This window comes from Rhizobium sp. SRDI943, assembly GCF_057653695.1.
Genome location: NZ_CM172787.1, coordinates 4,106,165 through 4,118,578, shown reverse-complemented (window position 1 = coordinate 4,118,578; position 12,414 = coordinate 4,106,165). Strand labels below are relative to the sequence as shown.

Below are 12,414 nucleotides of genomic sequence, written 5' to 3'. Positions count from 1 at the left end.
GATTACCAGCGTTCAGGTCTATTCGAAGAGCGGCGAGATCACCATTTCCGGCACCAGCACCAGGCCCTTGTCGGTTATCCGGATTTCCGGGATGACCGACAGCGGGATAAGGTTGAAGCCCATATAGGCGATGGTGCAGCCTGCCTTTTCCCATTCGAGCTTCAAGGCCTTTACCTCGTCGGCGACCTGGTGCACGCGCTTGTCGGACAAAAGCCCGGCGATCGGCAGCGGCACCATGGCCGTCACCTTGCCGTCCATCACGACACAGACGCCACCCTGCTTTTCTTCGATCGCGTCGAGCGCCACCTGCATGTCCGCGGCATTGGTGCCGGCGACGATGATGTTGTGGCTGTCGTGGCCGACCGAGGATGCGACAGCGCCTTGTTTGAGCCCGAAGCCATTGAGCAGTCCGTGGGCGACATTGCCGGCAGACTTGCCGTGACGTTCTACCACCGTCACGAAGCAGAGGTCGTGCTTGTCGAAATGGGCTTGCCAGTCATTGGCCGGTTCCAGCGTGACGGTGACATGGCCGAGGGTGATGCCAGGCAGCTCCGTCTTGATCGTATGAGCGACGACCGTCTCTATCGGTAGGTCCGGTGTCAGCTTGAGATTTTTTGGCAGCTTGACCGTGTGGTAGGCGGCGTCCGGATAGCGATACGGTTTCGACAGGGCTTCGTCGAGGATCGGCGTGATCTTCTTGCCGTCGACGACGAGCTCGCCGCCATACCAGGTGCTAACAGGCGTAAGGTCGTCGCTGAGAAGCACCAGGTCGGCGCGGCGTCCGCCGCCCAGACCGCCGATTTCGCCTTCCATGCCGAACCGCGTCGCGCCGTGCAGCGAACCCATCGCCCAGGCCTGTTCCGGCCTCATGCCGTATTTCACGGCTTCGCGCGTTACCCAGTCCAGGCCGAAGGCGAGCAGATCTTCCGCATCACGGTCGTCGGTGCAGACGGCAACGCGCTTGTGGGAGGCGCCGAGCTCGGTGATCGTCTTGATCGCCTGCGGCAGCGAATGCCAGGGGGTCGTCGGCGGGCCGCCGCGCAGGAAGATCCACACGCCGGCTTCCAGCAGGTCGTCGGCAATGTCGCGGTCGATAGCTTCATGCGTGTCGGTGACGCCGGATGCGGCATAGGCGGCAACGAACTCCCGTCCGTAGACATGGCCCGACACCGGCCTGCCGCGCTCGAGTGCTGCAGCCAGGATCGCATGGCTGCGCTCGTCGCCCATTGCAACGGGGACAAAATCCATCTTCTCACCGAGAGCCACGGCTTCCGGCCACTTGTCGAACAGGGCGGCGATCTTGTCCGGTGTCAGGTCGCCACCGGCTGTTTCCAGATCCGGCGTCGTCGCCGGCACGGTGCTCGGCACGGTCAGGAAGATCGACAGCGGCGCCTGCCGTGCATCCTCGAGCATGGCCTCGACGCCGGCGACGTCCATGACATTGCCGATCTCGTGGCTGTCGCAGAAGATCGTCGTCGTGCCGTTGAGGAGCGCCGCTTCGGCATAGGCGCAGGCCGTCACCATCGAGGATTCGATATGGATATGCGGATCGACCAGACCGGGCGCGATGATGCCGCCCCTGGCGTCGTAGAGCTTGGCGCTCCCGCCTCTGTAGCTGCCGACCGGCTTCACGGCCGCAATGCGGCCCCCCGAAATCCAGACTTCGCGTCCGTCGAGAAAGCGCTCCGAATAGGTGGACAAGACGCGCGCGCCCTGGATGACCAGGTCGGGTTCGCGACGAGCGGAGGCGACATCGGCAAGGCGGCGGGTCATGGTCGAGAGCGGCTGAACGGAGAAGCGGGTAAGCGTGCTCATGTAAACCTCATTTCCAGGGCTCGGGGGAGGACTGGCGAGATTGTAAGGAACGCCGTCAGGGGAGGGAAGTACGAATAGTTCTTGTCTCTGGCCTCAAACGGATGCCGATCAAAGTTTCCCGCGAACTGCCAGAACCGCTTCCGCAAAGGTGTCGATCTGGCTGGCCTGCAACCCGGCGATATTGATGCGTCCGTCTTCAACGATGTAGATGGCGTGGCGCTCGCGCAGCATCACGGCTTCTCCGGGTGTCAGGCCGATCAGCGAAAACATGCCTTTGTTCCTGGCGAGGAAATCGTAATCGCTGCCATTGGTGAAACGCCGGAACGAGGCAGCCAACCCCTGGCGCAGCGACAGAATGTTGGAGCGCATTCCGTCCAGTTCGGCGCGCCAGTCGGCCGCGAGTGCGGGGTCTTCCAGGACGGTGCGAACGATAGCCGCGCCATGATCCGGCGGCATCGAATAGACGACACGGGCTTGCACCGTGAGTTGCGCCTTGGTTGCATCCGCTCGATCCGCGTTGGCGGCGAGAATGAATGCGGCACCTGTGCGCTCGCGATAGATTCCGAAATTCTTCGAGCATGACGAGGAGACGAGCATTTCCGGAACCATGCCGGCGAGCAGCCGTACCACGAAGGCATCGTCCTCGAGACCCTCGCCAAACCCCTGATAAGCGATATCGACCAGCGGAACGAGCCCGCGCTCGGCGATGATCTCTGCCAGTGCCTGCCATTGCGAACGGCTCGGGTCGGCGCCGGTCGGGTTGTGGCAGCAGCCGTGCAGCAACACGATGTCGCCCCGCTCCGATCGTGAGAAATGATCGAGCAGGGCGTCGAAATCCACCTCGCCTGTTCGGCGATCGAGGTACGGGTAAGTGACGACCCGAAGCCGGTTGTCTTCAAGGATCGACACATGGTTCACCCAGCTCGGATCGGGCACATGGACCGCAGCACCCGGGCGCGCCAGGGAGATCAGGCCGGCGAGCACCGTCAGGGCGCCCGCCCCGCCCGGCGTCTGGATGCCGCGAATTCGCTCCCACGGTGCGGCTTCGCCGAAGACAAGCCTGCCGACGAGATCGCAGAAAACAGGGTCTCCGGCCGGGCCGACATAGGCTTTGGTCGCCTGCGCGGCATGGATTCGTTTTTCTGCCTCTCTCACCGCCCGCGGGATCGGCGTCGTACCGGAGGCGTCCCGGTAGACTCCGACGCCGAGATCGATCTTGTTCGAACGACTGTCCTGCCGGAAAATCGGCATTAACGACAGGATCTTGTCGGCTGGCGGCATTATCAGATCATCGAACATGGTTCTCTCCGGTCAGGGGAATTGCAGGCGGCGATGAAATGCCGGCGCTTCATGATGCGGCGGCGGCGCAAATCAGCCGGCCCGCCTATTTCAGCGCGCCGATCTTGTTCTCGATGGCCTCGAGAAATGCGCCGGACCGCACGATCTCGAGAGCCGGTGTGGTCTGCTTGGGCATGTAGCTGTCCTCCTGCTGGAACGGGATCGCGTCGCGAAGCGCGTCATAGAGCGCCTGGCTGCCGGCTCCGAGCTTGTAGCCGCCGAGTGCCTCTTCGGTCAGGAAGATGGCGCGGGCCGCAAGCAGGCATTCAACACCAAGGATCTTCGGCATGTTGTCGACCACCTGACGCGTCTTGCGGCATGCCCATGTCGCCATCGAAACATGGTCTTCCTGGCTGCTCTTGGTCGGGATGGTATCGGCAACGGCGGGGAAAGCCAGCGTCTTGTTTTCAGATGCGACGGACGCCGCAGCCGTCGAGATGATGCCATAGCCGTAATTCAGGCCGATCGGCTTGCCGGCAAGATTCGGCGGCAGGCCGTAGTTCAATGTCGTATCGCAGAGCGAGAACAGGCGGCGCTCTGAAATATTGCCGATTTCCACCAAAGCGATCGTCAGCAAGTCCATGGCAAAAGCGATGGGTTCGCAATGAAAGTTGCCGCCGGACAGGAATTCCAGCGCGCCGAGTTCGTTCCAGAAGACGAGCGGATTATCGGTCGCGGCGTTGAGATCGCGCGTGACCAGCTCCTTGGCGTGCTCCAGCTGGTCGCGGCAGCTTCCATGCACCTGCGGCAGGCAGCGGAAGGAATACTGATCCTGGATCCGGGCGGTGTGTTTCGGATGCAGAATATCGTCCTCGAGGCGTACCGCACGTGCTGCCTCGGTCGTGCGACGGCTGCCCTCGATAATGCGACGAATATTTTCCGCAGTCGCGATCTGCCCGGGCTGCTTGCGCACGAGATGAATGCGGGGATCGAACGCCGCCTGCTCGCCGCGGATCGCCTCCAGACTGAGCGCACCGGCCGCATCGGCCGTCTTCATCAGCATCTCGGCGTCGTGGAGGTTGAGAACCGCCATGGCCGCGCAGAGGCTGTTGCCATTGATGAGGGCAAGGCAGTCTTTCGCCTTGAGATCGAAAACAAGGGGGAAAATGCCGGCCTTTTCCAGCGCCTGCGGCGCCGGCATGCGTTCGCCCTGGTAATAGGCTTCCGCCTCCTCATATCCGATCAGCACCGAAACCATGTGGGCGAGCGGCGCCAGATCGCCAGACGCGCCGACCGATCCCTGGATCGGCACGACTGGATGAATGCCGCGGTTCAGCATCTCAACGAGACGATCGACCACCTCGATCCGCAGGCCGGAAACTCCGAGGCAGAAGGCGTTGATGCGGACGGCCATCATGGCGCGGACGATTTCTTCCGATGCCGGTTCTCCGATGCCGGAGCAATGCGAGAGCACGATATTGAGCTGGAAGCGGTCGTTGTCGGCCTGGTTGATGGCATAATCCTTGAGCTTACCGACGCCGGTGTTGAAACCGTAGGTCGGCGGCGCGTTTTCGGTCAGCCAGTTTTCCTCGATATAGTTTCTCACCTTGATGATTTCGGCGCGCGCTGCATCGGCGAGCGCTACCTTGGCGCCCTGGCGCGCGATGCGAACGGTATCTTTGATCGTCAGGCTGTCACCGTCTAAAATTATGGCGTTCATCTCGATGTCCTTGAAGCTCGATAAGTGTGAGAAGGTAAGTGCCGAAATCGAACACGCGCGCCGGGAGCGCAGCCTGTCTCGATCGCAGCGGTAATGCCGCCGGTGACGGCGACGGAGTTTTCCGTGACACCTTCTTCGGTGACGATGGTTCCTGTCATGACGGCGTCGAAATCGCTCATGATGTCTTCAGATCCTCAGTGCGCATGATGGGGAAAGCCGCGGCAGATGGCTTTGGCGGCGGCTCGAAGCCGTCCGACCAACGTCCCTGCTTCGGGTTCCGGCATGGAAATCGTTTCGAGATAACGGGCTGCCAGCCCGCCCGGCCCTTCGAGCGGGAGAAAGTCGTCGGCCAGACGCCGGACCTGCAACCGTTCCGCCTCCAACTCCGCTGCCTTGATCTTCTCGTAAAATTCAATCTCTGCCGTGTTCCTGCGGCCTTGACGCAGGGTTAGCCGAAGATGTCGCAACGGCAGGACGAAAACCGCGCGCCATTCGCCGGCACGTTCCAGAAGCCGCTGCATGTCGCCGTCATCCGCGCCGTGTCCGTCACTATCCGCAAGAGCGAAGAACAGCAGAGACGGCACGTCCACCGCATGACTGTTCTGGGCTTCGAGGCACCAGGACGCGATGCCGGGTTCATCATAGAGCCGGACCATGACATCGAACACATTGGCACAGAAAGCAGCACGCCTCGCGGGTCCGGTATCCCGTTCTGAGCGCGCGTTGCCGCTTGCCACCGTTTTTTCTGCGAATGCATCAGGGGCTTTTTCCATCACGCTTGTTCCGCCGTCTTCATTCCGGGCGCCGGTTCGTCGTGAGGAAAATGGCAGGCCGCGAATTGGCCGTGGGGCATCGACGCAAGCTTCGGTTCCTCTCCCGCACAGACCGCCTGAGCGCGTGGGCAACGCAGGCGGAACCGACATCCGGACGGCGGCGCGCTCCGCGACGAGGCCTGCGTCGGCGTTGCGCTCGGCACGATCTTCCGGCTGGCATCGGGAACCGGGACGGCTTCCAGCAGCATGCGGGTATAAGGATGCGCCGGACGCTGATAGATGGCGTCGCCGGTTCCGATCTCGACGATCTTGCCCATGTAGAGGACGGCGACCCTGTCGCTGACATTGCGCACGACGGCAAGATCGTGGGAAATGAAGATCAGCGCCAGATTTCGATTCTGGCGGATATCCTGCAGAAGATTGATCACATGCGCCTGCACCGACACGTCGAGAGATGCAACCGGCTCGTCGCAGACGATCAGCTCCGGCCCAACGGCAAGCGCCCGCGCGATCGCAATGCGCTGGCACTGGCCACCGGAAAACTGATGCGGCCTGCGGCCCTCCACCATCGTCCTGCTCATGCCGACATCGTTGAGCGCACGATCGACCCTTTCCAGTCTTTCCGCTTTGCGGATGCCCTGGATCTCAAGGCCTTCTCCGACGATATCCTGCACCTTGCGGCGCGGATTGAAGGAAGAAATCGGGTCCTGGAAGATCATCTGCATCTTGCTGCGGATGGCGCGAAGATCGGAAGCAGACAGATCGGCAACATTCAGACCGTCATATTCGACGTCGCCGGCGACGCTCGTATCCGCCTTCGGCAGAAGCTTCAGAAGGGCACGGCCGATGGTCGTCTTGCCGCTGCCCGACTCTCCGACGAGGCCGAGCGTTTCTCCAGGAGCCACGTCGAAGGAGACGCCGTCGACCGCAACAAAGGTCTTGCCGCCGCGGCGGTATCTGACCGAGAGATCGCGTACCTTCAAAAGCGCGTCGTCGCGTAAGGAAGCATCGAAGGTATGCATTGCAGCACCTGTATCGACGGCCTGGCCGGAAGCCTCGTCATTCATGACTATGCCCTCCTTTCGACCGCGGCGTCGGTTGCGTCACCGGTTTGAACAGGCACATAGCAGGCGAAGCGATGCTTGCCGTCTGCACTGGTCGTCATCGGCGGCATCGAGGCATGGCAGCGGGCCTCGGCGGCGGGACAGCGCGGCGCGAACGGGCATCCGGGCGCGGGGTCGGCGAGATCGGGCGGACGGCCCGGGATCGTGCGCAGTTTCGTATGAGCCGGCTGGTCCATGCGCGGCATCGCCGAAAGCAGAGCCTCGGTATAGCGATGGCGCGGGTGGGAAAAGACGGTCTCCGTCGGACCGTATTCCACGACATGCCCGCCATAGAGCACGAGGATGTCGTCGGTGCGTCCCGCGACGACGCCCAGATTGTGCGTCACCAGGATCATCGACATCTGCCGCTGCTGCTGGATAACCTGCAGCAGATCGAGAATTTCCTTCTGAACCGTCACGTCGAGCGCGGTCGTCGCCTCGTCGGCGATCAAGAGATCCGGCTGGCAGGCAAGTGCCGTGGCGATCATGATCCTCTGCTTCATGCCGCCCGAGAACTGATGCGGATAATGCCCGTAACATTCCGCGGCATCGGCAATGCCGACGCTTGCCAGCAGTTCGATCGCGAGCGCCATCGCCTGCGCCTTTCCGAGCCGCAGATGGAAGCGGCTCGCCTCTTCGATCTGCCGCCCCACCCGCACGAACGGATTGAGGGATGTCATCGGGTTCTGGAAAACCATCCCGAATTTGCGGCCGAGAAAAGCGCGGCGTTTCGCCTCGTTGAGCGTCGAAAGATCGGTCCCGTCGGCAAGGATGCGGCCGCTGGTTTTCATGCCCTCCGGCGCAATCCCCATGATCGTCTTGACCAGCATGGATTTGCCCGCGCCGGATTCCCCGACAATGCCGAGCGTCGTGCGCGGCGGGATGCTGAAGCTGACGTCATGCAGCACGCGGATCGGCCCGAGCGGAGACCTGAAATGACAGGAGAGATCGTGACAATCGAGGACCGGGGTGGTGTTCGCAGCCTCATTCATGTCAGAGTTCCCTGCCGCGATGGTTCATGCGACGGGCCAGACAATCCCCGACCGTGTTGAGCGAGTAGACCGTCAGCACGATGGCCACGATCGGTCCGAAGATCAGCAGTGGAAAGCGGCTGAGCAGGTCGGTCGAGCTGGCGATCATCCCGCCCCAGCTTGGCGCCGGCGCTGGAATGCCGTAACCGAGAAAGCTCAGCGATCCCTCCGTGATGATCAGCCCCGCCATCAGCGGCGGAACGATGGCCGTCAGCGCCGGAACGAGATTGGGCAGGATCTCGCGCAGCAGAAGCCGCATGTCCGACGCGCCCATGGCGCGTGCCGCCAGCACGTAATCACGGTCGTTCTGTGCAATCACGCCGCCTTTGGCGATGCGTGCATAGGTTCCGATGTCGAGCAAGCCAAGCGCCAGCATCATCGTGAAAACCGAATTTCCGGTCACCGATATCAGCGCCAGGATGACGAGGATCGGCGGAAGCGACGCCATGGAATTGGCATAGAGATCGACGATCCGCTCGACCGGGCCGCGATAGAAGCCGGCGAGCATTCCGAGGATCATGCCGATCACCAGCGAGATCAGCGTCGCGACCGAGACGATGGCGAGCGTCGTTCGCGCACCGTAGAGCACCCGGGACAGGATGCTGCGCCCGAGCGCATCGGTTCCGAACAGGCCGTTCAGGCTCCATTCCGGACCTTGCGAGAAATCGCCGTAAGGAAAGCTTGCCCGAACGAGACCCGGAATGAACTCCACGAAACCCGAGGAGATGATCAGGACCGCAAGGAACACGAAGGCGAACCATTCCATCGGATGGCCGCTCGGCATGCGGAACCGCGCGGTCTTCGGCATCGCGGCATTCAACGTCTCCGCCAATGCGACCGCTTCGCCGGGCACGAGGTCCGTTTGTGTTGGCTGGAGGCGGCTCATGACACGTCCACCCGCGGATCGATAAGCGCGTAACCGAGATCGACCAGGATGAAGATCACGACGAAGATCACCACCGTCAGCGACAGGATGGCCTGCATGACGGGCAGGTCGTGGCTGCTGACCGCATTGAGAACGGTCCAGCCGATGCCGGGCACCGCGAAATAGCTCTCGACGATGAAGGAACCGCCGAGCAGATAGGTCATCGACAGGCCCATCACCGTCAGCACCTGGGGAGAGGCCGGGCGCAGCACGTGGCGCATCAGGATATAACGCGTCGGCAGGCCCTTGGCCCTGGCAACGAGGACATAGTCCTCCTGGAGGATCGCGACGAATTCGCTGCGGCTCACCCTGTAGAAATAGGCTGCCTGGTGCACGCTGAGGCACATCACCGGCAAGGCGACGTAGTAGAGATTGCCCACCGGATTGTCGCTGAAGGTAACCCAGCCGGTCGCCGGCAGCCAGCGCAGCACGATTGCGAAGACGAAACCGAGCAGAACCACGATGACGAAGGTCGGGATCGACAGCATGACCGAGGAGACCGCCCGCAGCACCGTATCGACGATGCCGCCCGGACGGCTGGCCGTATACATGGCCAGCGGCACGCCGATCAGGAGCGAGACGAACATGGCAAGCAACGCGATCTCGAACGTCACCGCCGCCCGGTCGACCAGGAGTTTTGCCACCGACTGCTGGCTGAACATGGTCTGCCCGAGATCTCCCTGCAGAAGCCGTCCGAGCCAGCCGAGGTAACGTTCCCAGACCGGGAGATCGTAACCATAGCGGCTGTTCAGCGCATCGATCTGCGCCTGCGTCGCATTCTCTCCAAGGATCAGTTGCGCCGCCGACCCCGGCATCAGGCTCGACAGCGCCGTCGCCGAGAACGTCACCAGCAGGAAGACGGGAATGCCGGCCAGAAGCCGGACGCCAACCGCTTTCAGATAGGAGAGCTTGGCAATTCGCAACGATCGGACTCCGATTGTTAGGTGGAACATCCAATGCCGGACTGGACCGGCATCCGGATTTCGCAAAACGAGACGGCAGAGCGGCCGGTCTCCGGGATCAGAGCGCCTTCCATCTGTCCTCGGCATCGAGCCAGCCGCTGTCCCGCTCCAGCGAGGCTTTCTGCTCGGCAGGCGTCATGCCGCCCATGCTATGCTCGTCCGCATAACGCGTGCTGCGGTCCTTGAAGACATGCCGACCGTAATCCATCATGCCATACATCGATCCCTTCTCGAGATAGTGCATGGTCACCAGGTTGAAGCCGAGCGCCTCGATTTCCTCGAGCCGCACGAAGGGCACGCCGTTGACGGTCGCGACATCGCCGAACATTTTCCAGCCGGGCAATTCCTTGGCCACCTTCCGGCATTCCTCCAACGTGCGCAGGCCGTGCACATAGGTCATTTCAGCGCCGAGTGCTGCGGCGCGCACGCAGCGTTCGATAGCGTCGTCCAACCCCTTTTCGAGCTTGGATTCGGTGCGCGCTATCACCACGCAATCGCTGCCTTCGCAAGCTTCGATCGAGGCCTTGATCTTGGCGAGCCACAGCTCCTGCGAGACGACCTCATGCGGCACGTTGCCATCGACCTTGCCGGCAAGGGTCGCTGCCTCCATGGCGCGGCCGAACCGCGCATAGCCGCGTTCGTTGGGCGTATCCTCGATCAGGATGGCTCCGGCGCCGGCTTTGGCGAGACGATAACAGGTGCGGAAGGTCTGGACGACATCGCCGAAGCCGTCATCGGCATCGATGACCAGCGGCAGAGGCGAGTAGTCGGCGATGCGGTCGGTCGCGTAGACCAATTCCTCCTGATTGTGCAGGCCAAGATCCGGCACGCCGGACATGCTGAATCCCAGTGATGCGCCGCTGAGCAGGATCGCCTCGAAGCCGGCCATTTCCGCCGCCTTGGCGGAGTAGCAATCCCAGACGCAGGGCGTGAACACCTGCTTGCGGGAAACCAGGTCCCGAAACTTCACCTTCTCGCGATTGCCGATCATCGTCATCCACCTTTTCCGATCGCCCCGCATCGCAGGGCTCATTCTGTCGTCTTAACGTCTTTGGCTTGTACGGTCGTCCAGCCCATCGACCGGCCCTTCGCTGCCCGCCCGGATCTTCCGGGCGAGCCTGCACGTCGTGATCTGGAACCCGCTATTTCTGGCAGACATCCGTGCAGACGTAGAGGAACTGCTTTTGCAGGATGCCGCCGTTCGAAGGAACGACGCCGCCGGTATTGTCGCGCAGCAGCAGCGAGCGCGTCTGTTCACCGAAGATGTAAAGCGGCATTTCGGTTGCGACGAGCTTCTGAACCTTGACATAGGCGGCTTTGACAGCGGCAGGGTCGAGGGTGGAGCTGGCCTCCTTCAATGCAGCGTCCATCTCGGCGCTCTTGTACTGTCCCCAGTTGAAAGCACCGCCGGAACTCAGCAGGTTGGAAATGTTCGGCTCGGCACCGTTCGACACCAGCACCCCGCCTTCGACGCAGATGTCGAAGTCGAGCTGCGTCTTGCACCGCTGGATCAGCGAGGCCTGGTCGACCTCGACGATCTCAGCCGAGGCGCCTTCATAGCCGGTCAGCACCTGCTGGATGTAGGCGGCAAGACGCTTCAGGTCCGAGTTGGTATAGGTGACGATCTTGATCGAGAACGGCTTGCCGTCCGCCTTCAGAGCGTCGAACAGTTCCTGCGCCTTCTTCGGATCATAGGCTGGAAGCGATGAAGCGCTGTCGAAATAGGGCGAATTCTCTCCAAAGTAATTGCTGGGTGCCTTGTATCCGGGCATCTGCGTGAAGGCCTGCATCAGCCGCGCGCGGTCGATGGCGGAATAGAAGGCCTCGCGGGCGCGAACATCCGTGAAGACACCCTTGGCCTGGTTGAGATAGGCGCGGTTGATGCCGCGGATCGGGATCTCGCGGGTCGCAACCCCCGGCGCCGTTGCGTTCGAGCCGAACTGATAGGGATAACCGGCCATCATCGTTGCACCACCCTGCACGACGGTGGCGATGCGGCTGTTGGTTTCGGGAATGATCGCGAACTTGATCGTCTCCAGATAGGGGCGCGGCTGATCCCAATAACCGGGATTGCGGGCCATGGTCATCGATATGCCCTGGTTCCATTCGGTCAGCGTAAAGGCACCGGCGCCCACCGGCTTGATGTCGGTCTTTTCCTTGGCGGCCTTCAATGCTGCCGGCGAGGCGATGAAGGGGCACAGCTCGGCGATCTGGGCTGCGAAATTGGCGTTCGGGGAGGTCAGCTTGATCGTCAGCGTCTGCGGATCGACGACGCTGATCGCCTTGTTCCATGAGGATATGAACGGCTGTGCCGGTGAAAGCGTGGCCGGATCGGCGGCGCGGTCCCAGTTGTATTTGACGGCTTCCGCATCATAGGGCGTATCGTCCGTGAACTTCATGTCCTTGCGAAGCTTCAAGGTCCAGGTCACGGCGTCTGTGCTGGTCAGGCTTTCGGCCATGCCGCCGGTCACGACGCCCTTGTCGTTGACGTAGACGATGAAGCCGTAGACGGCGTCGAGCACATCCATCGGGCCGCCGGGATAGGTGCCGGCGGTGATCGCCGGATCCCAGCTCTTGATGTCCGAACCGTTGATGATGGTCATCGTGCCGCCGCTGACCGGTTTTTCCGTCTGCGCACCCGCGTGAGACGCGGCGAGCATCACGGGTGCGGCCGCCATCAGCGACAACAGCAACGCGGCGCCGCCGCGCATGAACAGGCTCTGCAACCTTCTGGAACGATTGTCTGACAACATCACTCTATCTCCTTTTTTTGAGTTCCCCTGGGGGAGTGATTGTGCGTCGTTGTT

Annotated in this window: 11 protein-coding genes; all 11 read right to left on the bottom strand. The window is 62.1% G+C overall.

Features of this window, described 5'->3' with window-relative positions:
- Positions 1–18: 18 nt before the first annotated feature.
- Positions 19–1,815, bottom strand: coding sequence for an adenine deaminase (locus tag AC245Y_RS20720; RefSeq protein ID WP_017995404.1), 1,797 nt, complete (start codon positions 1,813–1,815; stop codon positions 19–21).
- Between the two features lie 108 nt (positions 1,816–1,923).
- Positions 1,924–3,114 carry an amino acid aminotransferase gene (locus AC245Y_RS20715; RefSeq protein ID WP_017995403.1) on the bottom strand — a complete coding sequence of 397 codons (1,191 nt, stop codon included), beginning with the start codon at positions 3,112–3,114 and terminating at the stop codon, positions 1,924–1,926.
- Between the two features lie 85 nt (positions 3,115–3,199).
- Complete coding sequence (locus AC245Y_RS20710; RefSeq protein WP_017995402.1) at positions 3,200–4,813, bottom strand: HAL/PAL/TAL family ammonia-lyase; 1,614 nt, start codon at positions 4,811–4,813, stop codon at positions 3,200–3,202.
- Positions 4,810–4,992 (bottom strand): hypothetical protein, encoded by a 183-nt coding sequence (locus AC245Y_RS20705; RefSeq protein ID WP_157223165.1) that lies wholly within the window; start codon positions 4,990–4,992, stop codon positions 4,810–4,812. Before AC245Y_RS20705 ends, AC245Y_RS20710 begins: the two co-directional genes overlap by 4 nt.
- 15 nt (positions 4,993–5,007) lie before the next feature.
- On the bottom strand, positions 5,008–5,586 hold the full coding sequence (locus AC245Y_RS20700) for a TIGR02444 family protein (RefSeq protein WP_017995401.1): 579 nt from the start codon (positions 5,584–5,586) through the stop codon (positions 5,008–5,010).
- A complete protein-coding gene (locus AC245Y_RS20695) occupies positions 5,586–6,653 on the bottom strand; it encodes an ABC transporter ATP-binding protein (RefSeq protein ID WP_017995400.1) in 1,068 nt (355 codons plus the stop codon). Before AC245Y_RS20695 ends, AC245Y_RS20700 begins: the two co-directional genes overlap by 1 nt.
- A 2-nt stretch (positions 6,654–6,655) precedes the next feature.
- Entirely contained in the window at positions 6,656–7,681 is a 1,026-nt protein-coding gene (locus tag AC245Y_RS20690; protein WP_017995399.1) for an ABC transporter ATP-binding protein, read from the bottom strand.
- 1 nt (position 7,682) lies between these two features.
- Positions 7,683–8,606 (bottom strand): ABC transporter permease, encoded by a 924-nt coding sequence (locus AC245Y_RS20685; RefSeq protein WP_017995398.1) that lies wholly within the window; start codon positions 8,604–8,606, stop codon positions 7,683–7,685.
- Entirely contained in the window at positions 8,603–9,598 is a 996-nt protein-coding gene (locus AC245Y_RS20680; RefSeq protein ID WP_017995397.1) for an ABC transporter permease, read from the bottom strand. Before AC245Y_RS20680 ends, AC245Y_RS20685 begins: the two co-directional genes overlap by 4 nt.
- A gap of 67 nt (positions 9,599–9,665) precedes the next feature.
- Complete coding sequence (locus AC245Y_RS20675) at positions 9,666–10,604, bottom strand: isocitrate lyase/PEP mutase family protein (RefSeq protein ID WP_017995396.1); 939 nt, start codon at positions 10,602–10,604, stop codon at positions 9,666–9,668.
- Positions 10,605–10,749: 145 nt separating this feature from the next.
- On the bottom strand, positions 10,750–12,360 hold the full coding sequence (locus AC245Y_RS20670) for an ABC transporter substrate-binding protein (protein WP_017995395.1): 1,611 nt from the start codon (positions 12,358–12,360) through the stop codon (positions 10,750–10,752).
- Positions 12,361–12,414 lie beyond the last annotated feature (54 nt).

What these genes read in the sequence shown, in the direction of transcription:
- AC245Y_RS20720 (WP_017995404.1), bottom strand. Translation starts at nt 1,815, where the DNA reads ATGAGCACGCTTACCCGCTTCTCCGTTCAGCCGCTCTCGACCATGACC.
- AC245Y_RS20715 (WP_017995403.1), bottom strand. Translation starts at nt 3,114, where the DNA reads ATGTTCGATGATCTGATAATGCCGCCAGCCGACAAGATCCTGTCGTTA.
- AC245Y_RS20710 (WP_017995402.1), bottom strand. Translation starts at nt 4,813, where the DNA reads ATGAACGCCATAATTTTAGACGGTGACAGCCTGACGATCAAAGATACC.
- AC245Y_RS20705 (WP_157223165.1), bottom strand. Translation starts at nt 4,992, where the DNA reads ATGAGCGATTTCGACGCCGTCATGACAGGAACCATCGTCACCGAAGAA.
- AC245Y_RS20700 (WP_017995401.1), bottom strand. Translation starts at nt 5,586, where the DNA reads ATGGAAAAAGCCCCTGATGCATTCGCAGAAAAAACGGTGGCAAGCGGC.
- AC245Y_RS20695 (WP_017995400.1), bottom strand. Translation starts at nt 6,653, where the DNA reads ATGAATGACGAGGCTTCCGGCCAGGCCGTCGATACAGGTGCTGCAATG.
- AC245Y_RS20690 (WP_017995399.1), bottom strand. Translation starts at nt 7,681, where the DNA reads ATGAATGAGGCTGCGAACACCACCCCGGTCCTCGATTGTCACGATCTC.
- AC245Y_RS20685 (WP_017995398.1), bottom strand. Translation starts at nt 8,606, where the DNA reads ATGAGCCGCCTCCAGCCAACACAAACGGACCTCGTGCCCGGCGAAGCG.
- AC245Y_RS20680 (WP_017995397.1), bottom strand. Translation starts at nt 9,598, where the DNA reads ATGTTCCACCTAACAATCGGAGTCCGATCGTTGCGAATTGCCAAGCTC.
- AC245Y_RS20675 (WP_017995396.1), bottom strand. Translation starts at nt 10,604, where the DNA reads ATGACGATGATCGGCAATCGCGAGAAGGTGAAGTTTCGGGACCTGGTT.
- AC245Y_RS20670 (WP_017995395.1), bottom strand. Translation starts at nt 12,360, where the DNA reads ATGTTGTCAGACAATCGTTCCAGAAGGTTGCAGAGCCTGTTCATGCGC.